We start from the raw sequence: 24,209 nt of genomic DNA, 5'->3' as shown, positions 1-24,209 counted from the left end.
GTCTTTATGGGCGTTCCCCTAAAGGGTCGGGCTTTCCGTTATATCTTTTGTTGGTTCTCGATACTTGCTTCGCAAACTCGAACTGACAACAAAAGGATGCCACCGCAAATGCGAAGCATTCAACGAAACCAATAAGTAAATAACCTATTATGAGTTAATCCCTAACGCAAGTTGTTTTAAACCAATACTTCTTTAGGAATTTGAGCAAATGCTTCTTGTAAATCGGTTTTTAAATCTTCAATATTTTCCAAACCAACTGATAAACGGATTAAGTCTTTGGTAACTCCTGTGCTTTCTTGAGCTTCATCACTCAATTGTTGGTGTGTGGTACTTGCTGGATGAATAATTAAAGATTTAGTATCTCCAATATTGGCTAGTAATGAAAAGAGTTTGGTATTGTCAGCAATGGTTTTAGCAGCTTCGTAACCTCCTTTTACTCCAAAAGTTACCAATCCACTTTGACCTTTTGGTAAGTATTCATCAGCTAAAGCTTTATATTTATTTCCTTCTAATCCTGGATAATTCACCCAAGCAACTTCTTCTTGTTCTTGCAACCATTTTGCTAGTTTCAATGCATTTTCACTATGCTTTTGAATTCGTACTTCTAAGGTTTCTAATCCTTGAATAATGTTGAATGCGTTTGTCGGACTTAATGCCCCTCCAAAATCACGCAATCCTTCTAAAATCAGTTTAAACGTGTACGATGCAGCTCCTAAAGTTTCATGGTATACCAATCCGTGATACCCTGCTGAAGGCTCTGTAAACTCAGGAAACTTTCCATTTGCCCAGTTAAAAGTTCCTGCATCAATGATTGCTCCACCTAACGAATTTCCTTGTCCGCCAATGTACTTTGTTAACGAGTGAATTACAATATTGGCTCCATGTTCAATCGGGTTTAACAAAGCTGGAGTTGCTATGGTATTATCCACAATGAAAGGAACTTCTGCTTCTTTCGCATGCGCTGATATAGCTTTTAAATCCAATACATCTAACTTCGGATTCCCTAGAGATTCAACAAAAAAGGCTCTAGTATTCTCTTGTACTGCTGCCGAAAAATTATCAGGGTTTGAAGCATCTACAAACGTAGTAGTAATACCCAATCTTGGTAAAGTGACATTTAATAAATTGTAGGTTCCTCCGTACAAACTACTCGAAGCTACGATATGGTCTCCTGCTTTTAATAAAGTTAACAATCCAGTCGAAATAGCTGCTGTTCCCGAAGCAAAAACTACAGCTCCTATACCACCTTCTAAAGCAGCTAAACGATCTTGCAAAATTTGATTAGTGGGATTATTTAATCGGGTGTAAATAAATCCCAACTCTTTTAACGAAAACAGGTTTGCTGCATGTTCTGCATCATTAAAAACATACGACGTAGTTTGATAAATAGGAACTGCTCTTGTTCCTCCGTTTTGTGTTACATCGTGACCTGCGTGCAACGCGTTTGTTGCGAATTTTTGTGTACTCATTTTTCTTGTTTTTGAGTTAATAAAAAATTAAACCAAAAGCCAAAACACATCTATTTTTAGATGTTGCTTACTAGAAAAATGTTATTAAGAAATTATAAGAAGATTCTTGTAGATATTAAAGAAACTTCTTTGGGTTATCTATCCACGAGTTTTTACACTCTGGTAGAATTTAGCACCTTCTTTGTTTGCACAAAGGGTTGCTAAGGTTTCATAGGGTCTAATCCCTCCACCTTTCTTGATAACATCGTCAATAAGTGTTTGAACTTTTACGAGCACAAATATTCAATTATAAAAATGGATTTTCCAAATTTATTTTGATTTTTATTTAAGAAAGTATTTTGAATTATTTTTAATTATAAAATATAAACAACTGCAAATCAATACGTAAAAATATTTTGTTTAAACTAAAAATTTACACCTTTTTTTATCTTAAGAACTACAAGATAACATAGAGCATCCTACTTTATTTCGAGCCCATTCTGGTCGTTTTGCGAACCATTTTTCATATTTTGGTTGCTCATCGTAAGGATTTTTGAGCAGTAAATATAACTCATTTAACAATACAAAGTCATTTTTATTTGCATCATCAATGGCTAATTGTGCCATATAATTTCTGAGTACATATTTCGGGTTTATAGCATTCATTTTTTCTTTTCTGTCTTCATCTGAAGCAGTTTCGTTTTGTAATCTATCTATGTAACTTTGGAACCAGTTTTCCCAAGATTTTTTTATTTCGTCTACAACTTCTGAAGGCGTATAAAATGCTTTTTCTATTTTTTTGATTGCCTCCTCTATGCTATCATCTTTTGAAATGCTTGACAACAATCGAAAAAAAATAGTCATGTCTGTTTCTATTTTTTGAAGTACTTCTTCAAGGTTTGAAACTAACGTTCCATCTGATTCTTGCGAAGAAAAAAGTCCTAATTTTTCTCGTATCATTTGCATATACTTTTCAGGAAACTGCTCTTGGTAATTTTCCAAAACTGCTTCTAAAGGTTCTGCTTCTTCAATTAAAGGATATAGAGCATTTGCCAACTGATATAAATTCCATAAAACCACCTCTGGTTGCGAACCATATCTGTAACGTTTATGTGTATTATCCGTTGTATTTGGTGTCCATCCGTGGTCATAACCTTCTAACCATCCATAAGGTCCATAATCAATAGTTAAACCTAAAATCGACATATTATCGGTATTCATTACTCCATGTACAAAACCTACACGTTGCCAGTGAATTACCATTTCTAAACTACGCTCTGCTACCTCTTTAAAAAAGGAAACATACGTTTCTTTTGAAGATTCACCTAAATGAGAATAATGATGTTTGATTGTATAATCAACTAATGTTTTTAATGTTTTTACATCTCCTCTGGCAGGAAATATTTGGTAACTACCAAAACGTAAAAAAGACTCAGCTGTTCTACATACAATGGCTCCTTTTTCATACGCAGTGTTTCCGTCGTACATTACATCTCTTAATACTTCATCTCCAGACAAAGCTAAGGAGAGAACTCTTGTTGTAGGAACTCCTAAATGATACATGGCTTCACTACACAAATACTCACGAATAGAGGAACGTAACACTGCTAGTCCATCCGCAGTACGTGAATACGGTGTTTCTCCAGCTCCTTTTAACTGCAAAGCCCATTTTTTATTATCATAGACTGTTTCAAACAAATTAATTGCTCTGCCGTCTCCTAATTGTCCTGCCCAATGTCCAAATTGATGTCCGCCGTAGCACATCGCATACGGTTGTGTGTTTTTATATACATCATTCCCTGTAAAAACATTCTTAAATTCTTCTGAAGCTATTGCTATTTCTGAAAGTCCTAACTCATTTGCCATTTCATCCGAAACATGAATTATTTTTGGATTGGATGTTTTTTTAGGTGTTACATACGAAAAACAAGCTTCTGTAACCTGTCTTCGAGTATTTTCTTGAATTGGGTCTGCTGGTAATTCTTTAGTAAAGGTATTTTGTATATTGAATTTCAACACGTTCTATTGTTCTTTTAGTTTGTTTGCGTACATTTTTCTAAGTTTAGATAGCTTGGGTGAAATTACTGCAGCACAATACATTTGTTCTTTGTTGTTTTCATAATAATTTTGATGATACTCTTCCGCAGCATGAAATGTAGTTAATGGAGTTATTTCTGTTACAATTTCATCTTCATAATGCGGAGATAATTTTTCTACTACTTTTTCAGCAGTTTGTTGTTGCTCTTCATTCTGATAAAAAATTACTGAACGGTATTGTGTTCCTACATCAGCTCCTTGCCTATTTAAAGTTGTTGGGTCATGACTTGTCATAAACATTACCAACAACTCTTCATAACTTATAATTTCAGGATTAAATGTTGCTTGTACTACTTCTGCGTGTCCTGTTAAACCTGAACAAATTTCTCTATAAGTTGGTGTTCCTGGTACGGTTCCTCCCATATAACCAGATACCACTTCTTCTACTCCTTTTATTTGATTTAAAATAGCTTCTACGCACCAAAAGCAACCGCCACCAACGGTAATTAGTTCTAATTTATTATTTGTCATTTATATACTTTCTTTTATTCAGTATCTAAAATCATTGATACTGAGTTAATGCAATAACGTAATCCGCTAGGTTCTGGTCCGTCAGGGAATACATGCCCCAAATGCGCATCACAAGTATTACACATCACTTCTACGCGAACCATACCAAAGGTAGTATCTTTTTCATATTGAATAGCATTCTCTTTGATAGGTTGTGTAAAACTGGGCCAACCGGTACCTGAACTAAATTTAATCGTTGAATCGAACAAAGGTGTACCACAACATACACATTTATACTTACCAGCATCATAAACACTACACAATGCTCCTGAATTTGGTCTTTCTGTTCCTTTTTGTCTGGTAACTCTAAACTGTTCAGTAGTTAAAAGTTCTTGCCATTCTGTTGCTGTTTTTTCCACTCTTTTATCAGGTGTTGGATTACCATTAACTGCAAAATTAATTACGTCTTTCCAAGTTAAAATTTTGTCGCTCATCCTGCTCTTTCGTTTTATTTAACTTATTAGTAGTTTCTTTTCTTTGTTACTTACAAAGCTATGATTCATTATTTATTATATTGATTTTAATTCTCATTATTTATAAAAAGTGCTTTTACATTTGTTAGGAGTTTAAAAGTGCCCTTTTTACATTAGTTAATAAAGAAGAAAAAATGTTGTAAACAAAAACGCTGTTAGTTTAATTACTAACAGCGTTTTTGTTTTATAGTTTCTTTATAGTTTATCGTCTACTATAGTTAGGTGCTTCTTTAGTAATAGCAACATCGTGTGGGTGGCTTTCATTAATCCCACTTGCAGTAATACGGATAAATTTTCCTGTGTTTTTTAGTGTTTCAATGTCTTTTGCTCCACAGTATCCCATACCTGCGCGTAACCCACCTACAAACTGGTGAATGCTTTCTTGTAATTCACCTTTGTAAGCAACACGTCCTACAATTCCTTCTGGAACTAACTTTTTAATATCATCCTCTACATCTTGGAAGTAACGGTCTTTTGATCCTTGTTTCATTGCTTCAACAGATCCCATTCCACGATACGATTTGAATTTTCTTCCTTCGTAAATAATAGTTTCTCCCGGAGATTCTTTGGTTCCTGCTAACAATGATCCTAACATTACACAGTCTGCTCCAGCCGCAACAGCTTTTGGAATATCACCTGTATAACGAATACCTCCATCAGCAATTACAGGAACTCCACTTCCTTTAATAGCAGCTGCTACTTCTAATACTGCTGAAAATTGTGGGAATCCTACACCTGCAACTACACGAGTTGTACAAATAGATCCTGGTCCTATTCCTACTTTTACTGCATCTGCTCCAGCTTCTACTAAATATTTAGCTGCTTCTGGTGTTGCAATGTTCCCTACAACAACATCTAATTCAGGGAATTTAGCTTTTACTTCTTTTAATACAGAAACCACTCCTTTGGTATGTCCGTGAGCTGTATCAATAATCACAGCATCTACCCCTGCATTTACTAAGGCTTCTGCTCTATCAACTGCATCATGCGTTACACCTAATGCTGCAGCTACACGTAAACGTCCATATGAGTCTTTATTAGCTATTGGTTTTTGTGTAAGCTTTGTAATATCTCTAAAAGTAATTAATCCTACTAGCTTATCATCGTCATTAACAACAGGTAACTTTTCTATTTTGTTTTCTTGTAAGATAACTTCAGCATCTTTTAAAGAAGTTCCTTCTGCAACAGTTACTAAGTTTTCAGAGGTCATAACTTCAACAATAGGACGCTCGTTATTTTTTTCGAAACGCAAATCACGATTCGTTACAATTCCTACTAATTTTCCTGCTTCATCAACAATTGGAATACCTCCAATTTTATGCTCACGCATTGCTTGTTTAGCATCTAAAACGATTGCACTTAACGACAAAGTAATCGGATCGATTATCATTCCGCTTTCTGCGCGTTTTACTTTACGAACTTCTTGAGCTTGTTGCTCAATTGTCATATTTTTATGTAACACTCCTATTCCTCCTTCTCTTGCAATAGCAATTGCCATAGCAGATTCGGTTACCGTATCCATAGCTGCTGATACTATTGGAACATTGATTGTTATGTTTCTTGTAAATTTTGTTTGGATTGAAACTTCCCTTGGAAGTACTTCTGAGTAGGCAGGAACTAATAAAACGTCGTCGTACGTTAATCCTTCTCCTAATATTTTAGCTTGATGAGCTTGCATATGCAATCAATTTAGTGTGTTGTTAATTAATTGCATGCAAATATACTACAAATAATGCAAAAACTACCTTTAATTTTAAGTTAAGTAAATCGCTTTATATTTTATCTTTTGTTTATTGCTTTACCCTTCTATCAATAACGCTAATAATCAACTTTTATACGCTCAAGGTTTCTCTGCTCATTCTTTTCTATATCATTCTTAATTTTAGTATGTGTTTACCCTATTCCTATTCATAAACCTACAACTAATGGAGAACAGTACCCTCATAAAAGATACCAAGAAAGTAGTTAACACTACCGATGTTTATCCTAAGGTATTTAAAGAATTAATTACTGAAATTAACAACATGCTATCGTATGCTATTTACAATGGGATTACTATTAATACAGAAGTCAATTCTCTCATTGAAAGTAAGGGTTTAAACGACTTGATAAATGCGCATAATATTCTTGTTAAAAACATTGCTCCTGCAACGCCAAAATCGATAGAATACACTAAAGCACTGTGTGAAGAAGGACAAAACAAATCGATTTTTAGCAAGCTTCCTGTGGTAAGGAACCTTATTTTTTTAGCTCTTTTCTTTTTGGTTTTATTTATTATTACTGCACTTTCTCCTGATGTAAATAATAACTCATTAAATAAAGGTTTAATGAATAACTCTGGATTACCACTCCTTTTAAACCTCTCCTACTTAGCATCTGTTGCTGGTTTAGGAGTTATTTTTTATTTATTGAAAAGAGTTAGCGATTCTATTAGAGAATCAACCATGGTTTCTGAAGAGTCTATTTCTTATTTAGCACAGATAGTACTTGGTATTATTGCTGGACTAATTATGTCGGAAATTATTTCATTTTACACTAAAAGCCCTGAAGACATCAACCTTTTTAATAAAGGTGTTTTAGCACTGATTGGTGGGTTTTCTTCAGAAGCTATTTTTAGCATATTACAAGGCATTATAGATAGGGTTAAATCTATTTTTATTGTACCTAAACCCAATAAATAACTATTACTAAAAATAAAAGAGGTTGCACTGTTAAGTGATTATAATAGAGCTTACAACATACTAACCAAACTTAGCTCAATACTGTAGTAACCTCTTTTTTATTATAAACTAACTATACTTATGAAATACTTTTATGCATCTGTTTTTTCTTTTTTTCTTTTTTCCTGCGCCAGTATTCCAAGCTCTACTGTAACACTTACTAAAGAAGTTATTAAAGAAGCTGATAATATGCATCAACTAAATGTAGCTTTAGTCAATAAACTTTTTGATGAGCGAAAAGAAAAAATCAATTTATTTATTGAAAATAAGTACACCCCTACGCTATTAAAAAAGTTTGAGGGTTTATTACCAGATTCTTTAGATTATAAAAAAGAATTACCTAATATTCTAAATAGTATTGTTCCTATTATTAATCATAAAAAAGATTCGCTTCAAAGTGTATTAGATTTACAAAGACAAGATATTTTAAACCAACTAAACTCTAATTATAGCGATTATAGTAAAGCTACTACTTCGCTTCAAAACTTAATTAACTCTGCTGTAAACATAAAAACTACAGAAAGTGACGCTTTGTCGGCAATAGATCAACTTACAGGTGATAAAATTAATATAAAAAAGGTTGAAAACACCATTAATCAGAGTATTGATAAAACTGGAAGTGCCCTAAATAAATTGATAACCATTGAAAAAGTAATTTCTGAAAAATAACGATTATGAACTCTATAGACTGGAACAATATAGCTAAAGAAGCTGCTTCACAAACTGATGCTGAGTTTAACAAACAATTGGCTAGTTTAACAAACCTAAAGCTTAGCGAAGTGGATGCTTTTATTAAGGAAAGTAAAATTACCAATGCAAACGCCATAAAAACACTTAAACTTATTGATGATGCTACTATTAGTAATAATGAAAAAGCCAAAGCTATTTCTAATATTGAAAATGGCTTTGGCTTTGTTATAAGTTTAGTTTCTAAAGTGGTATAACTACCTAAAAATTGTATTGTCTTTTATAAATGCTGTTTTGTAACGCTCACTAAAGAGTATTTTTTCATCATTATCTAAGACAATAAGATTATCTTCAAAGTAAATTTCTTTGATTTTCTTTACGTTAACTAAGTAATTTCTATGTACTTGTCTAAAATCTGGATTAGATAGCATGTCTTTTAGCTTGGTTAGCGATAACTTTATTAGATAATTTCCTGAGTCGCAAATTATACTACAGTATTTTTCCTTTACTTCTACATAATTAATAGCAGCTACATCTACTTTAACCACGCTTCTTTTCTTCTTTATAAATAAAAAAGACGGACTTATTACACCATTGTTTGATGCTAAACTAATACTGTTGTTTTGTTGATAACACGACTCAATTGCCAATTCTAAAGAAAATAACAATTCTAGTTTGTTATATGGTTTTAGAAGATACACTAACGGATTGGTTAGTTTTGCTTCATCAAAAATTTCTCTTCCTTGCATACTTGTTAGGAATAAAAAAGGCACATTAATTCCTTCTTTATTCAAACGGTGTGCTAACGAAATTCCGTCTGGTCTTCCGTTTATCATGATGTCTAAAATAATAACATCAAAAAAGCGATTTCTAATTAGCTTTTCTGCTTCTACCGCATTTTTTGCTAATGATACTTCGTAGTCATTATCTTCTAAAAAAGAAGAAAGTTCTAAAGCTTCTTCTTCTAAGTCTTCTAGCAATAGTAATTGTAGTTTTTTCATAATTTATGCGCTTGCGTTGGGTAACAAAATTCGTATAGTTGTCCCCACTTCCAACTCACTATCTATGAGTAATTTTCCATTATTCTTTTTAATAAGTGTTTGACATAGTAACATACCTAGCCCTACGCCCTCAGATCTGTTAATTTTGTCAATACTTAAGTCTTCTAATCCTTTTATTTTTGCTAGTTTTTCTTCTGAAATTCCAAAACCTGTGTCTTTAATCTTAATTACACTAAATTCTTCAGAGTCGTTATAGGTTTTTACTTCAATCTTGCCGTTTTCTCCTGTGTATTTTAGTGCATTATCTAACAAATTTCTCAATACTATTTTTAAGGACTCTTTGTCTGCTTTTACCAAAATAGTAGCTTCTAACTTTGTCGTTAGTGCAATGTTTTTAGCTTCTGCAATTTCTTCAAAGTTATAAACAGCCTGTTCTACCAACGGTTTTAAAGGATATTCTTCTGCTTTAAACGATAACTGATTGTTTTGCTCTAACGACCAATGCAATACGTTGTTTAATAAATGACTCGTGCTTTCAGTTAACGCAATAGCGTTGTTGGTCGTTTCACTTACCGCATCGTATTCTTTGTTTTTTAACTGTCGTTTTAACTTTTCGTGTTGTCGTTTAATTGTATTTATTGGTGAACGTAAATCGTGAGATACTACAGAAAACAAATAGTCTTTCGTTTTGTTAGCTACGTTTAACTCTTCCTTTTGTTGGGTAATAAACCTATTTTTACTTTTTAACTCTCTATAAAAATAGCCTAAAAACCCGAGAAAAACTAATAATCCTGAAGCTCCAATTACTAAACTCTTTTGCACTACCGCTTGACGTTTTAGCTGTTCTTCTTGTAAAACGATTTCTTGTTGCTTTTGAGCTACGGCTAATTGTTTGTCTTTTTCTGTAAGCTCCCAAATTTTATCGCGGTTCCAAATAGAGTCTTTCCAATTACCATATTCCATATAATACTCTATACTTTTTTGGTAGTTTTTTCTATTCTTCTCCACAACCGCCATGTTTCTCACGGATATTTGTTTAAGATTAAAATCTGAATACAATTTGGACAAATCATAAGCCTCTTGAAATAAAGGAATTGCCTTATCATCTAAATATTGATTATAGTATAGGTTTGCTAAATCTATTTTGGCTCTAATTATTGCCGCAGTATCTTTCTTCTTTATTAGAGAAACTTCTTTCAAAAAATATTCGTTAGCTTTTCCAAAAGCTCTTTTTTGTAAGAAATTAACTCCTAAATTATGGTAAATGTTCTTTTTCCTAAAAGGCTCTGGTTTTTTCTCTAAAGCTTTTTGATAGTGAACTATTGATTTATTATACTCTTTTAAACTTAAGTATACACTTCCTAATAAGACTTGTTTTTCTAAAATATTCTCCTCTTCATTTGTTATTGAATGTAAACTTTGTAATGCTTTTTTATAAAAACCTTTTTTATAAGCACTATAGGCTTGCATAAAATTAATATAAGCAATCTCTTCGGCTTTATTTGTCAATAACAAAGCTTTACTACTATAAGCATAACAGGAATCATATTGTTTTTCTTTATAAAAACTTAAGGCCTTGCAAAAAGTTTCATTCTTATATTTTTGGCATATAGTATGACCTCTCTCAATAAAAACCTTGTTTTTCTTTTTAGGCCCTTCATTAACCTGAAAGAAAAACAGAGTTATTATTCCTATGACAGAACTTAATTTGCTCAAAATTAAAATTCTGTTGGTGGTTCTGTTTCTGCTGGTGCTGTAACTGTTCCTCTATCTGTGATAGGTCCCTCATTCACATCTTTCAAAACTGGATTAGTATTGTTATTCCTAACAAGAATCATGTCCGCTAATTCAGTTCCTTCTCCCAATTCATAAGTATATTCTATATAATATAAATCATATTGACTGGCCACTTGATCACAATTAAAATCTACTCTAAAATCTCTACAACTTACCATATTATACCCTCCTTCTTTATTTGGGATTTGAACTGGAATAATTCCATAATAGTTTAAATAGATTTCATTTCCTTGTAGTTGTAAACCAGTGGTATTTTCAATTGGCTTCAAAGGGTTATCTGGTAAGTATGCTAAAACCGTTACAGTAAAAGGGTTACTTGTACTACCTTCAAGACCTGACATGTTAACTAAAGGTCCTTTTGGTACATTATCAACACTAATATTAGTGTCAAATTTTCTAAAGTCTTTTAATGTTAATGTAACTCCGTTAACGTTTACTGGGTTTCCCATGTTTTTATAATTTTAATTTGGTTATTGGCTAAATTTACAATTATAAAAAGAAAAGAAAAAATAGTTTGTTAATAATTTATAGAGGAGTATCTAGATAAATACTCCTCTATAAAACTCCTAGTTCTTCCGCTAGCAAAGCAAATATTATTAATAGTTTTCGAAAGCCTTTATTAACACGATAAAGCCGTTATATTAATACCATGTAACTAAAAAAGGGAGAAACCGAAGCTTCTCCCTTTATTTTAAATCTTGAACTGTAATGTTACATACCAGTTTCTAGGAGATGATGGTATAATACCTGGTCCAGGATATCCTGTTGCCCTACGTGTAAAGTATTTTTCGTCTAACAGGTTGTTAACTCCTGTTTCTAGCTTCCATTTTTTATACGAATATGAAAAAGAAGCATCTACAATTGTATATGCTGGTATAGGACCTATTGTTCCGTAACTAGGATGTGTGCTATCTACTGTTGCATGTGTAGCATCTGTTTGTTGCTCAGACAAATGCGTTAACTGTAAGCTACTTAAAAAGTTTTTATATCCAAACTTCACTCCTGTTTTTAAGTTTAGGTTCGGTATAAACTCTACTTGATTTCCTATTACTGATTTTTCTAATGAATCTGTATATTCTGATTGTGTTAACGCTAGGTTTACATAGGTATTTAGCACGTAGTTTGATGGCAACTTAAATACATTTGCCAAACTAACATCTGTAAAACCTTCAAAACCATAAATAAAAGCGTCTCCTACATTAGTTCTTAACCTGTCTCCTGCATCGGGTCCGCTACTTACCCAAAAAATTCCGATTCTTTTGTTGTAAAATAGTCCAAATCCGCTTAGGTCGTAGGTTACTATGTTTTTAATTTTTCCTCTTATTCCAATATCTGCTGTGCCTCCTTCTTCATCATCTATGTTTTCATCTACTTTAAAAGTAGGACTTACCGTACGGATGTCATTAAAGGTTACTGAACGGTAGTTTTGAGAAGCATTTGCATAAATTTCTAACTTTGTCGAGGGTTTATAACTTGCACCAATACCCAATAAAGCAAAGCTTCTTTCTTTTGTTCTATCGTCTCTAAACGTATTAATTCCGTTAGGTAACGGCACTCCGTTTTGTAGATCTTCATTATTCCACAATACTGTTTTATAATCTCCGTTACTTCCTGTTTTTATGTATTCTAATCTAAATCCAGGAGTTATTGAAAATTTATCTGATAGTTTAAAAATATGTTCTCCAAATAATGCTACGTTCGTATTGGGAAATTTAAAATTAGATGAGGCATAGGCATCTACATCTGCAAATGTAAAGTTTGCATCTACACCATTAGATCCTGCTCCTTGTTCTTCTGAATTATTTGCTTTGTAATATTTTACACCTAGTAAATAAGTATTCTTTTGCCCTCTAAAGTCATAGTTTGATAAAAAGCGAATTTCTGTTCCCCAGTTTTTATATTGCCCGTTAATTAAATCTCTCGTAGCATAATTTCCATCTGCAAAAGGTTCATCTACATATGTTATAGGGCTTACATTACTTGATTTATAATTTCCTCTAAACCCTATGGTTTTTCTCGAAGCATTTAACCCAAATAAGTTAACACTTAGGCGCGTGTCTTCTGTAAAATTATGGTCTAGTTTTACCGTCCACAAATTCCAGTTTACACGAAACCAATTTCTTGATCTGTTACTTTGAAAAGGATCTTCATTAAACATTCTATCATTTAACCCTCCAGCTTGTTTAGCTAAATAATTTAAATATGTTGCCTCTACTGTTAAAGTTGTTTTTTCTGATAGTTTATGATTTACATGACCATAAATATTTATTGAATTAAATTCTGAATTTGGTCTAAAACCATCTCCTCGTTTATAATTTATGTAACCGTAATAACCTGTTTTATCAACTGCACCTCCAACACTGTTAAAAGAATTGAAAAGACCGAAAGATCCTGTAGATTGTCTTGTTATGAACTCAAATTCTTTACTCTTATTAGGTTCATTAAATTTAAAATTTAATAAGCCTCCAAATTGTGTTCCGTATTGTAATGATGCAGCTCCTCTAACAATTTGTATTTCTTGCAAGGCCTCTGCTGGAGGTGTATAATAGCTTTCTGGATATCCTAATACATCTGCACTAATGTCGTAACCATTTTGTCGTGTATTAAAGTTTGATGTTCTGTTAGGATCCAAACCTCTACCTCCAATATTTAACTGTAATCCTGCATCATCATTTTCGTAAATATTGAGTCCTACTACTTGACTATATATTTGGCGTGCGTTATTCGCTGCTTTGTTTCCTACTGTTTGGTCTAATAAAACTACCTCTGTTTTTTTTCCTTCGTAAATGGCAGTTCCTTCTACTGCTTTTAATCTTTTTAAACTAAATACTTTTCTTAGTCTTTGATTGATAATTACTTCTGATAATTCTTCATCTAACTTTAAAAGTGTTATGTTTTCTACAATATTTTTATTTGTAATAGTTAGTGCATGTTCTTTTATTTCGAAATTGTAAGAAAAGAATACCAATGAATAGTTTCCTGATTGCAATGGTTGGGTTTTATAATTTCCTTGAGCATCTGATATTGCTAACTTTCCGCCTGAAGCATCAAAAACTTCAACATTATTAATAGGGTTTCCTTTTTCATCAATTATTTTTCCTGAAATGGTATATTGTGCTACTACTGTTTGCACAGCTAAAAATAAGGTAAAAATAATGCTACAGGCCTTTAATTTTGATTTCATGATTAAATGGTATAATCCAATTTTTATGTTTAAAACTTTCTTTTTGTTGATATAAATCTACTTTTGGATCTATAAATTGTGTGCTAAGTCGACCGTTTAATGTTACATAACTATCTACATACACTTTAGGGTTTTTCATTCCTTTTTTCTTGTAGGTGTCTCCTAAAAAATGAGCAAATTCAAGTATAAAATCTGATTGAAAACTCATTTGTTTTTCTTGTAATGTTGTTAAATAATCGCTATTATCAATATATACTTGCTTTTTTGTTTCTTCATCAATTATTTTAAACTCTGCATAGCCTGCTTTTTCTGTTAACATGACACGCCAAGAAAAACGGTATCCTTCTTCAGTCCAAAATAACTCTCCGGGGTACAACAAATACCTAAAAGGAATAATTATTTGCAGTACAAAAAATAGTATTAAAAATTTTCTTGTTAATGTTAGTTTTTGAGTAGTTACTAAGGTTTTTCCTTGATCGAAATAATCCTTAGAAATTCTAAATATGGCTGCTATGGTATTTAGTATTTTATGATGTAGCTTTGGATTGAAAAATATAATGGTTGAGACAATCATTATATAAGGAAACATTCCTATTGAAAATAATATTCTTGTAAATACATGAAATATAATTACTGCAATAAACGCTATTGTGCGTGTTCGTTTATTTAATAATAAGAAAGGTATTGTTAAATCGTATATAGCTCCTGCCCAACTCATAGCAAAGTGAAACCATGTTTTAACCATTAAAAAACCTACTAACGGTAAATTGTTTTGTACAGGTAACCATATATTTAATGGTGATGCTCTAAACAACCAATCAGAATTTAGTTTTGCTAATCCTGCATAAAAATATACAATACCTAATAGTAACTTTATAGCATCTATAGTCCAATTAGGTATTTTTTGATAGGCTATTTTCTCGTTTTGTTTTGCATCTACAGAAAAATAAGCATTTGCTGGTAAAAAAATTAGAATAAATGCTACTAAACTTACAAAGTAATAATGGTTTAAATAATAGCTTTTATCCATTAATTCTATGTAGGTAAAGCTTAAAAAAAAAGTAATTGCTGCTGCTCTATACTTATAACCTAACATTATAAATAGTGCAGCTATTGCACAAATTAAAAATAATAAATAAGTGTAGTTACCAAATGGTTTTATATACTCGAATCCGTAGTATGAAAAGAAAAATTTTGGTTTTATATACTGTTCTTCTATCCATCCGTTTAACCAAAAACGTAGTATGCTACAAAACATCATAAAACCAAAAAAAATACGAAATACTGCAAGTGGAGCAGCTTCCGTATTTTTTTTGAAATATTTTTGTAATGTATTAATCATTATCAGCGTCGCTCGAAGTATTTTTAATACTCATAGCACTCATCATATCTGGTTTAAAGTTTTTTAATACTGTTTGCATAGCCTCATAAGTATTTAAAAACACGTTTTTGTCATTTTGAATTTGATCTGTAAAATCATCTTTTAATAAACTTGCCTTATCTTCTAAATTTGTAAAGTTTGTGTTTATTAAATCTGCTAAATCTTTTCTTTTTAGAAATTCAAGATATTGCTGTAAACTTTTACCGTTATTTCCATTATAACCTATTCCTTTATAAAAGTTTTTTGTAGCTGTTAATGCGGTTATAAATAATTCTTTAGAAATGTCTTTTTTATAAAATCCTTCAACCAAGGTTACATCTGGTATACCTGTTCTTGCTCCTGATGGATTAGCTATTTTAGGGTCTCTTAATTGTTTTTCAAAAAAAGCTACAACATAAAAGTTTACTAATTTATCTACACTACTTGATATTGAATATCCATCATTTTCAATAAAAGTTTGCTTGTAACCTCCGTTCCAATCATCCTTAACTTCTTTGGATAAATTATAAACTCTGTTGCTTACATCTTTTAAGTATTGTTTATACTTAGCTGCATTTTCTGCTGTTGTGTAAAAAGTTACAGTTTCCTCATCAGTCCCTTTCCCGTTAAGTAAATAGTCTAAAGCTGGAAAACCTTGTACACTTATTAAATTAGGTGACTCTAGGTTATAAGTCCCTGACTTAGCATAATCATCTAATTGAGTAGCGTTAGTTGGTATTGTGTTCATATAACCAACCATGTTTATCTCTTGAGCCTTACCTACTTGATATAAAGAAACTTTTTGCCAAGTTACGTAAGCATTTTTCCAAGCAGTTCTTGCTTCAACTAAATTAGCTGTGCTTACTGTTGTTGTAAATTTATTTATTGCTTCGTTTAATAATTGTGTTTTCTCTACAAAATCATTGTATCCTGGAATAATCATTTGATCAGCCCAAAAAGTCAACATCTCTTTTCTATTAAAATCATCTGGGTTTGATGTACTAGGATTATCGCTACTACTTGAGCTACATGCAACGATTAAAGAAAGTACACATATGTATACGATTTTTTTCATTTTGTCTTAATTAATTTTTTATTAATCTAAATAAACACGCAAAAATAAAAAAAAATAGCCATGTAACTATACATGGCTATTTTAATTTATCTTAATTTAATGGTTTTAATCATTTAAACTAACTACATCTTCTGTTGTGAATCCAAAATAGGTTCCTAATCTAGATGCAATTTGGTCCAATTGATCGTCTGTAATAGACCATAAACCATTATCAGCTTCTAACATTGCGATAGTTCCTGCTATTTGGTTTTTTTCAACTTGTTGTCCATTAATTTCAACAAATCTTAAAGATTGTAAAAAACCGTATGCTTCTGATAATGCATGTAAACTATTTGCATCTTTAGCTCCTTTTCCTTTTAATAGGTAATGTGCAGCCATAACCCCTATTACTTTAGATACTGATGCTCTAATAGTTTCAGCTTGCTTGCTTGCTAATTCATAATCATTAGCATCTACTGCTGCTCTTCCTAATTTGAATGCATTATAAACATCATCAAAAATTCCTTTAAACTTACTATCATTATCAACACTTTTAATATATGAGTTTAGGAAGCCTTTTCTGTCGTCTAAAGAATTAACTGGTTTTGCAGGATCTTCTTCTAAACCAAATAAATACCCATAAGCTTCATCCCAACCATGTTGTAAAGCTGTATAATTTTTGGTATCATCTCCTTTGTATGGTTTTCCTGCTTCATGATCTGCTTTATTATCATCAATAAATTTTTGAGAAACATACTTGTTTATCATTTGATCTGCAATCACAGAACCTATTAATGTTTTAGCTACTGCTTGATTATACTCAACTCCTTTAGCACTCACATAAACTGTTCTACTACCTGTAGTTAATTTTCCTGCTGTACCAGCAGCAGCATCTGTATTCCAATTAGCATATACCTCTGTTGCATGATCTTTAATCCATCCATCCATTTTTAGCCTTAACTCATCTGTTTCAACAGCATCTACGTTAGAGTTTGTTGCAGATGCAACTGTTCCTCTTAATTTTTTACCACTCTCATTTACAGATTTATTATTAGATGGTACAGTACCTGCAAATCCTTTTCCATCTTTAAACATTTCTATTAATTGAGCTTCTGTTTTTGTATTGGTTCCTAAAGCGGACTTTAATTCTGACGCCATTACTAAACGTGCTTCTTGCCCAGTAAAACTTACATTTGACTTACCGTCTTTACCAGTAAACGCATAAGTAGCTGGAGCTTCCACTGGTGGTTTTACATCATTATCATTATCGTCTGAACAAGATGTAAATACTAGAGCTGATATAGCTAACATTGAAAGAAATACTCTTTTCATTTTATTTAGATTAAGTTTTAATTAAATTTACTGGCAAATTTATGTAAGAAATTTATTTCACCAAATCTTATTAAGACTTATTTTAAATAATTTTTAACATATTTTACTTAGTTACACATGAAGTAAAATCAATCTATTTATTTTTTTCAAAAAGGTTTACAACTGCTTTACGAATATCATAAGCCATTTCATCTTTTTTTGGTTTATAAATATGCATTACATCTTTACTTTTATTTGAAAGTATAGGTATATCAAGACCTCTTAATAAATAATCTGAAAAAGCAACTGTATAGTTTTTATCTTCTTGAAGTTTTCCTTTTTTAAGAATCCATTTTCCGTTTTCTTTCTTAGCATTAAATCGTTGTAAGTAGGCACCTGTTCCTGAAGCAGCTTCTCCAAAGTCCAACACTTCTTTTAATAGACTTCCTTTGATTTCTACTTTTAAAACTTCACCTCCATAAGGCAAAACTCTGAAAATATCAACGGCATTTATATCTCCTGCTAGTACATCATCTATCCTAACAGAACCTCCGTTTACTAATGCACAGTCAACTTCGTTATTGTATGCTAAACTCATAGACTCAGCTATAATCTTACCCATATTTGTTTGAACACTTCTAATAGTACTTTCTCTTGCATCAAGAGGTTCTTTAGCTGTATATATAACTTCATAAGGGTTAGAAACTACTTCTTGAATTTTACTTTGTAAAACAACCTGCCATTTATCAACTACAGCTTTTACTTTTTTATTTGAAATTATCGAATCGTTAATCTCTTTTAACTCTGACTTAAATTGAGTTTTCTTAGTTGCTGGGTCATATTCAAATCTATGAATATAGACCGTTTTAGCATTTGCATCTGCTTTGGTAATTACTACCTCTCCTACTTTATCGTAACTATTGGTATGCTCATGTCCACCCATTATTAAAGGCACATTAGGTAATATTTTTGCTATTTCTTTGTCTTGAGTTAGCGAAGCATGGGTTAACCCAATAACTATATCAACATTATCTTTAATCTCATTATATGCCCGCTTTATTTCTTCGTACATATCTCCATAATATACATAACTCTTAGGGTTGGAAGGTATACAAACACTTATAAAACCTACCTTTAATTTTGTACCATCTGGATTTACAAATTCTTTTATATAAGAATCTTTTAAACTATGTTTTTTTCCATCAATTATTTTATGAAAATACGAGTGTTTACCATCTATGTTATGCAAAACATTAGCAGAAATCCATTCAAATTTACTCTCGTTTAATCTCGCTTGTAAGTGTGTGTAACTTAAATCGAATTCATGATTACCAAAAGCAACTAAATCAAAATTCATAGCATTCATAACTTCTACCATTTGTTTTCCTCTTACTCGTTCTCCATTATACTTCATTGTTCCAAGCAAAGAAGGTGATAAAAAATCTCCTGCCAACACTAACATTGTTTGTTCATTTTCTTTAAGTAAGTCTTGGTGTACGGTTTCCACCCGTGCCATTCCGCCATATTTATCTCCTTGTATTGGCGCTATTTCATAAACATCATTTAACTGAAGTATTGTAAAGTACGTTTTATCGGCATCTTTTGTAAACTGATATTTGTTTGTAGAAGCATTAGCTGTTTTTTTATTTAAATTACAACTAACTATAAACAATAAGATTATGGGAAATACTATAAGAATTCTAACTTGTTTCATTTGATTTTACTTTGATAAAGAAATCAAATTTACAAATTTAGTGAAGATATTGACGTGTGTTTTGCCTAATCATTTTTCTGTATTCTACCAATTCAGGGAATTGATAAAAGAAATTTATTTTTTTATGTGCTATAGTTCTAGGCTTCTTTATTTTAGGCCTTAACACAAAAGCTGTCCAGCTTTCTACGATGTCTTCTTCTGGACTTTCTGCTGCATAGTCTGTAAGAAATTCTGTTCTGTTATTTAAATATAAATCATATAGTTTTTCTACACAATTTGCCTCTGTATAACAGTATTTTCGTTGAATAACATCCCAACGGTTTAAAAGGGCTCCTTTCCAAAAAATATTAACAAACCTGTTAATATAACTATCTTTATAAGCCTCTCCCTCATGAGTTAAATATAACTCTCCTTCTTCTTGCTTTCTTTTATTCGTTGGCCTTATTTGAGTTCTATTAAGTGTTAACAAATGTCCAAACTCATGAACTAAGGTATAAACAGACTCGTGTAATCTTCTTTTATCTTTAGTTTCAAAGTTTACATCTCTAATATCAATTTCTAATTGCCATTTATCATTTTTTGAACTCAAAGCTACTAAAGCACCTGTTTTTTCATCAACCCCATCTGTCATTAAAACAATACGCTTTATATATTTTTGAGTGAGCTCTTTTGGAAAAATTCTATTAAACTCACTCCAATAATAAGAAGCTAATTCATCACTTACAGAATGATTTTTAATTATTTTATTGCCTTTCACGTCCCATACTCCTATTCTTTCACTATCAACAGATTGAGAAAAAGCTGAAATAAAGAAAAAAAGAAAAACAATATTTAATTTCATCATTTTTTTAAAAAACTTCTAGGGCTTTATTATATGCACTTTCAAAACTCATTGGTTTTATATTAGTTATTACTTTATTTGATGTAAAGTAAGATAACAATTTCTCCGTAGGCATATTACCTGTTAAATCATCTTTAGCCATTGGACACCCCCCATACCCTTTAATAGCTCCATCAAAACGTCGACAACCTGCCTTAAATGCACTATCAACTTTTTCGTGCCACTTAATTGGTGTAGTATGTAAATGAGCTCCAAATTCTATTTGAGGGTAACTTGGTATTAGATTTGAGAATAAATAATCTATATCTTCAGGTGTTGAGCTTCCAATTGTATCTGACAAAGATAATATTTTAACACCAAACGACGAAAGTTTTTCGGTCCATTCTCCAACTATCTCAACACTCCAAGGATCTCCATACGGATTTCCAAATCCCATTGACAAATAAGCTACGACCTCTTTATTTGTTCGATTAGCAATGGCTAATACCTCTTTTAGGGTATCTATAGATTGATCAATTGTTTTGTGCGTGTTCCGCATTTGAAAGTTTTCTGATATTGAAAAAGGGTATCCTAAATAATCTATTTCTTCAAATTGTGAAGCATCATTTGCTCCTCGAACATTTGCTACAATTGCTAAAAGTTTACTTGTAGTAGTAGATAAATCTAACATCGATAAAACTTCAGCTGTATCTCTCATTTGCGGAATTGCCTTTGGTGATACAAAACTTCCAAAATCAATAGTGTCAAACCCTACTTTTAACAGTGAATTAATATACTTAGCCTTTGCCTCTGTAGGAATAAAATGACTTTTAATTCCTTGCATTGCGTCCCTTGGACATTCAATAATTTTAACACTATTCACCATTGTGTCAAATATACATATTTTGATTCATTTTTTCACTTGTCTTAATCTTCCGATCCCTAACAAAAAACAAAACACACAACACTTTAATTATCAACAAAATATCAATATAAAATTTAAAACTATAAAAAATATTTTACTTTTATTGATATAAACTGTCACAATTTTAAAGTTAAATTGTCTCTAGTGTAGAATGATTTTATTGGAGTCTCAACATACACATATTAACCAACTAATCGAACGCTGTAAAAAGAACGATAATGCTGCTCAGATGCAGGTTTATCAAAACTATTACAAAGCTATGTATAATACGTCATATCGTATCTTAAAAGACGAGTTTGAGGCAGAAGATTTAATCCAAGAAGCATTTTTAACTGCTTTCATGAAGTTAGATAGCTTTAAAGGTGAGGTTACTTTTGGTGCATGGTTAAAAAGAATTGTGATTAATAAAAGTTTAACCCAATTAAAGAAAGTTACTCGATATGATGAAGTACGAATGGATGTGATTCCTAGCTACGAAGTAGAAGATATTGAGATAGACTATAGTTCTTTAGAAGTTAAAAGAGTTATAAGCTGTTTGCAAAGTTTAAAGGATAATTACAGAATTGTATTGACCTTGAACCTTGTTGAAGGTTATGATTATGATGAAATCGCTCAGATATTAAATTACACCAATGAAAATGTGCGAACAACAGTATCTAGAGCAAAAAAGAAATTAAAACAAGTATTAGCAGCTAATACTAATAAAACACAAGTATATGGAGGATAAACTACATCAGTTTTTTAAAGAAAATGATTTTGATGTTTTCGAGCCTCATCAAGGACATTTAAATCGATTTCAACGAAAACTAGAATCGCCAAAACGAGCTAAAAGACCATCTTATTTTTGGATGAGCATAGCAGCTTCAATCGTATTATTTTTAGGATTTTATCTTGGTAGTTATCAACAAAAAAACACCTATGACTTAGCTGATATTTCGCCCAAAATGGCAGAGGCTCAAAACTTTTTTGTTACAACTATAAATCAAGAATTAAAGGAAGTTGAACAATATAGGAATTTAGAAACCGAAATAGTTATTGAAGATTCTTTAAATGAAATTGAAGAGCTAGAAGACCAATACAAAACGCTCGTAAAAGAACTATCTAAAAGAGATAATAAACATCAAATCATCAGAGAAATGATACAAAATTATCAACAACGATTAGATGTATTAGAAAAACTTCTTTTACGATTAGAATTACAACAAAACCCCGCAAAATTAGAAATATTAGAAGATGAAATTATATAAAATACTTTTCCTACTGTTATTCATTCCTACTCTTTTAGTAGCTAATGATAAAAATCACGAAAAAAGCAAAAACATACGTAAAACATTTTCGGTTAACAAAAACGCAACCTTATACATTAACAATAAATATGGTAATATAAATGTAGCTACTTGGAACGAAAACAGGATAGAAATTAATGTCAAAATAACCGTTAAGGGCAATGACTTATCTAACGTTGAACGTAAGTTAAAAGCAATTGATGTTCAATTTGAAGCTACACCTAGTTTAGTAGAAGCCAGAACCATTATTGAAAAAACAAAATCAAGCTGGTCTTGGTGGGGTAATAATAACACCAACTACAAAATTAACTACTTTGTTAAAATGCCAATCACCAACAATGCTGATTTAAATAATAAATACGGAAACATTGAGCTAGATAAATTAGAAGGTAAGTCTAATATTAATTGTGATTATGGTAAAATACAAATTGATCAATTATTAAATGGAACTAATAACATTAATTTAGATTATTGTGGTACTTCTGAAATTAACTTTATGAAATCAGGAAACTTAAGTGTTGACTACTCTAAGTTAGCTATTATAAAATCAGAGAACTTAAAAGTAAGTGCCGATTATTCTACCATGAAAATAGGTACTGTAACCGATATTGATTTTAATAGTGATTATGGAAGTATTTCTATAGATGATGCCTCAAACGTTAATGGTAATTCTGATTATGCTAGCATAAAAATAGGTACTATTAGAAAAAACTTAAAAATTAATACTGATTACGGTAGTGTTAGAGTTAGAAATATTAAAAAAGGCTTTGAAAGTATTGTTATTGATGGAAGTTATGCTGGAATTAAACTTGGCACGAATAGTAATAACAACTTTACTTTTACTGTTGATTTAGGTTATGCTGGATTTGGATATCCTGAAAACTATGTAAACATGTTTAAAAGCATTAATAAATCATCTAAAAAATACTACGAGGGAACTTTTGGTAAAGGAAATTCTAATTCTACCATTACCATAAAATCTAAATACGGAGGTGTTTCTTTAAAATTAAATGATTAACCAACTTACAAATTATATTACAATGAAGAAATTAGCAATCTTATTATTATCTCTTTTTTTTAGCTTTCAAACACAAGCACAAAGCTGGTGGAATTCAAAAAAAATTAAAGGAAACGGAAACGTTACTACAGAAATTAGAAAAATCGGTTCTTTTGACAAAGTAAACATTGGAGGCTCATTTGATGTTTATTTAATTAACGGAACCGAAGGTAAAGTAACCTTAGAAGGAGAGGAAAATATTTTAAAGTATATTGAAACTGAAGTTAAAAACGGAAAATTAAATGTACACTTTAAACAAAACACCAATATTAAAGCTACAAAAAAGCTAACAGTAACTATTCCTTTTGAAAAAATTGAAGCCGTAGCTTTAGGAGGATCAGGAAATATAATTGCAAAAAAACGTATTAAGGCTGATGTAATTTCTTTTGGTTTAGGAGGTTCCGGAAATATTATAGCCAGTGTAGACGCTAATACTGTTAAAACTTCTATTGGCGGTTCTGGAAACATTAAACTAAAAGGAAAAAGTGACTACTTAAAATGTTCTATTGGTGGGTCAGGAAATATAAAAGCATACGATTTAAAAACAAGTTCTTTAAAAGCTAGTATTGCTGGCTCTGGTGATGTATCAGTAACCGTTAACAATAAGATTAAAGCTACAATAGTAGGGTCTGGAAGTATATATTATAAAGGAAACCCTTCAGACATAGATAAGACTTCTTTAGGCTCTGGAAATGTTATTGATAGAAATTAAAGTATCTTACTATATAAAAAGTCCGCTGTAAGTTTACAGCGGACTTTTTTATT

At 31.4% G+C, this 24,209-nt stretch carries 22 protein-coding genes and 1 riboswitch; of the genes, 7 read left to right on the top strand and 15 right to left on the bottom strand.

What is annotated here, in order from left to right; genetic code table 11:
• Nucleotides 1–176: 176 nt before the first annotated feature.
• From ABHQ57_RS08545 to guaB, 5 genes are all read right to left on the bottom strand, one after another.
• Nucleotides 177–1,469, bottom strand: a complete 1,293-nt coding sequence (locus ABHQ57_RS08545) for an O-acetylhomoserine aminocarboxypropyltransferase/cysteine synthase family protein (RefSeq protein ID WP_389863299.1) — start codon at nt 1,467–1,469, stop codon at nt 177–179.
• A 131-nt stretch (nt 1,470–1,600) separates the two neighbouring features.
• Nucleotides 1,601–1,714: riboswitch (SAM riboswitch) on the bottom strand.
• Between the two features lie 184 nt (nt 1,715–1,898).
• Entirely contained in the window at nt 1,899–3,464 is a 1,566-nt protein-coding gene (locus ABHQ57_RS08540; RefSeq protein ID WP_389863587.1) for a YdiU family protein, read from the bottom strand.
• A gap of 6 nt (nt 3,465–3,470) precedes the next feature.
• Complete coding sequence (gene msrA, locus ABHQ57_RS08535) at nt 3,471–4,016, bottom strand: peptide-methionine (S)-S-oxide reductase MsrA (RefSeq protein ID WP_167713940.1); 546 nt, start codon at nt 4,014–4,016, stop codon at nt 3,471–3,473.
• A gap of 14 nt (nt 4,017–4,030) precedes the next feature.
• Nucleotides 4,031–4,477: a peptide-methionine (R)-S-oxide reductase MsrB gene (gene msrB, locus ABHQ57_RS08530; protein ID WP_349264929.1), complete on the bottom strand. Its 447-nt coding sequence runs from the start codon at nt 4,475–4,477 to the stop codon at nt 4,031–4,033.
• 253 nt (nt 4,478–4,730) lie between these two features.
• Nucleotides 4,731–6,206 carry an IMP dehydrogenase gene (gene guaB, locus ABHQ57_RS08525; RefSeq protein WP_073182936.1) on the bottom strand — a complete coding sequence of 492 codons (1,476 nt, stop codon included), beginning with the start codon at nt 6,204–6,206 and terminating at the stop codon, nt 4,731–4,733.
• A 247-nt stretch (nt 6,207–6,453) separates the two neighbouring features.
• Here guaB and ABHQ57_RS08520 point away from each other — a divergent pair, with 247 nt between their 5' ends.
• The 3 genes from ABHQ57_RS08520 (at nt 6,454) to ABHQ57_RS08510 (ending at nt 8,192) form a co-directional block, all read left to right on the top strand.
• The gene (locus ABHQ57_RS08520) at nt 6,454–7,209 is read left to right on the top strand and encodes a hypothetical protein (protein WP_389863295.1); all 756 of its coding nucleotides are present in this window, start codon (nt 6,454–6,456) and stop codon (nt 7,207–7,209) included.
• Between the two features lie 120 nt (nt 7,210–7,329).
• Nucleotides 7,330–7,917, top strand: a complete 588-nt coding sequence (locus ABHQ57_RS08515) for a hypothetical protein (RefSeq protein WP_389863293.1) — start codon at nt 7,330–7,332, stop codon at nt 7,915–7,917.
• Between the two features lie 5 nt (nt 7,918–7,922).
• Nucleotides 7,923–8,192: a hypothetical protein gene (locus ABHQ57_RS08510; protein ID WP_047789511.1), complete on the top strand. Its 270-nt coding sequence runs from the start codon at nt 7,923–7,925 to the stop codon at nt 8,190–8,192.
• Here ABHQ57_RS08510 and ABHQ57_RS08505 read toward each other — a convergent pair whose 3' ends face one another.
• From ABHQ57_RS08505 to ABHQ57_RS08460, 10 genes are all read right to left on the bottom strand, one after another.
• Entirely contained in the window at nt 8,193–8,936 is a 744-nt protein-coding gene (locus tag ABHQ57_RS08505) for a LytTR family DNA-binding domain-containing protein (RefSeq protein ID WP_047789510.1), read from the bottom strand.
• A 3-nt stretch (nt 8,937–8,939) separates the two neighbouring features.
• Nucleotides 8,940–10,445, bottom strand: a complete 1,506-nt coding sequence (locus tag ABHQ57_RS08500; RefSeq protein WP_125064373.1) for an ATP-binding protein — start codon at nt 10,443–10,445, stop codon at nt 8,940–8,942.
• Nucleotides 10,446–10,654: 209 nt separating this feature from the next.
• Nucleotides 10,655–11,182, bottom strand: coding sequence for a hypothetical protein (locus tag ABHQ57_RS08495; RefSeq protein WP_073182948.1), 528 nt, complete (start codon nt 11,180–11,182; stop codon nt 10,655–10,657).
• Nucleotides 11,183–11,424: 242 nt separating this feature from the next.
• Nucleotides 11,425–13,917, bottom strand: coding sequence for a TonB-dependent receptor domain-containing protein (locus ABHQ57_RS08490; protein ID WP_389863288.1), 2,493 nt, complete (start codon nt 13,915–13,917; stop codon nt 11,425–11,427).
• The gene (locus ABHQ57_RS08485) at nt 13,892–15,259 is read right to left on the bottom strand and encodes an HTTM domain-containing protein (RefSeq protein WP_073182952.1); all 1,368 of its coding nucleotides are present in this window, start codon (nt 15,257–15,259) and stop codon (nt 13,892–13,894) included. The genes ABHQ57_RS08490 and ABHQ57_RS08485 overlap by 26 nt, the downstream gene beginning before the upstream one ends.
• Nucleotides 15,252–16,352, bottom strand: a complete 1,101-nt coding sequence (locus ABHQ57_RS08480; RefSeq protein WP_073182954.1) for an imelysin family protein — start codon at nt 16,350–16,352, stop codon at nt 15,252–15,254. The genes ABHQ57_RS08485 and ABHQ57_RS08480 overlap by 8 nt, the downstream gene beginning before the upstream one ends.
• A gap of 105 nt (nt 16,353–16,457) precedes the next feature.
• Nucleotides 16,458–17,663 (bottom strand): DUF4856 domain-containing protein, encoded by a 1,206-nt coding sequence (locus ABHQ57_RS08475; RefSeq protein ID WP_167713945.1) that lies wholly within the window; start codon nt 17,661–17,663, stop codon nt 16,458–16,460.
• A 133-nt stretch (nt 17,664–17,796) separates the two neighbouring features.
• Nucleotides 17,797–19,356, bottom strand: a complete 1,560-nt coding sequence (locus ABHQ57_RS08470; RefSeq protein WP_167713946.1) for a bifunctional UDP-sugar hydrolase/5'-nucleotidase — start codon at nt 19,354–19,356, stop codon at nt 17,797–17,799.
• 37 nt (nt 19,357–19,393) lie between these two features.
• Nucleotides 19,394–20,200 (bottom strand): hypothetical protein, encoded by an 807-nt coding sequence (locus ABHQ57_RS08465; protein WP_047789503.1) that lies wholly within the window; start codon nt 20,198–20,200, stop codon nt 19,394–19,396.
• 4 nt (nt 20,201–20,204) lie between these two features.
• Nucleotides 20,205–21,062 (bottom strand): hydroxymethylglutaryl-CoA lyase, encoded by an 858-nt coding sequence (locus tag ABHQ57_RS08460; protein ID WP_047789502.1) that lies wholly within the window; start codon nt 21,060–21,062, stop codon nt 20,205–20,207.
• Nucleotides 21,063–21,261: 199 nt separating this feature from the next.
• Between ABHQ57_RS08460 and ABHQ57_RS08455 the strand changes: the two genes are divergently transcribed.
• The 4 genes from ABHQ57_RS08455 to ABHQ57_RS08440 are packed head-to-tail and all read left to right on the top strand — an operon-like array spanning nt 21,262 to nt 24,156.
• Nucleotides 21,262–21,828, top strand: a complete 567-nt coding sequence (locus tag ABHQ57_RS08455; protein ID WP_231128417.1) for an RNA polymerase sigma factor — start codon at nt 21,262–21,264, stop codon at nt 21,826–21,828.
• The gene (locus tag ABHQ57_RS08450; protein ID WP_047789500.1) at nt 21,818–22,348 is read left to right on the top strand and encodes a hypothetical protein; all 531 of its coding nucleotides are present in this window, start codon (nt 21,818–21,820) and stop codon (nt 22,346–22,348) included. Before ABHQ57_RS08455 ends, ABHQ57_RS08450 begins: the two co-directional genes overlap by 11 nt.
• Nucleotides 22,335–23,405 (top strand): hypothetical protein, encoded by a 1,071-nt coding sequence (locus ABHQ57_RS08445; protein WP_167713947.1) that lies wholly within the window; start codon nt 22,335–22,337, stop codon nt 23,403–23,405. The genes ABHQ57_RS08450 and ABHQ57_RS08445 overlap by 14 nt, the downstream gene beginning before the upstream one ends.
• A gap of 22 nt (nt 23,406–23,427) precedes the next feature.
• Nucleotides 23,428–24,156: a head GIN domain-containing protein gene (locus ABHQ57_RS08440; RefSeq protein ID WP_167713948.1), complete on the top strand. Its 729-nt coding sequence runs from the start codon at nt 23,428–23,430 to the stop codon at nt 24,154–24,156.
• Nucleotides 24,157–24,209: the final 53 nt, after the last annotated feature.

It is taken from the genome of Tenacibaculum sp. ZH5_bin.1 (genome assembly GCF_042865525.1).
In the GTDB taxonomy this organism is placed as follows: Bacteria; Bacteroidota; Bacteroidia; order Flavobacteriales; family Flavobacteriaceae; genus Polaribacter; species Polaribacter mesophilus.
The sequence above is the reverse complement of the archived record's forward strand: the minus strand, read 5'-3'. Positions and strand labels throughout refer to the sequence as shown.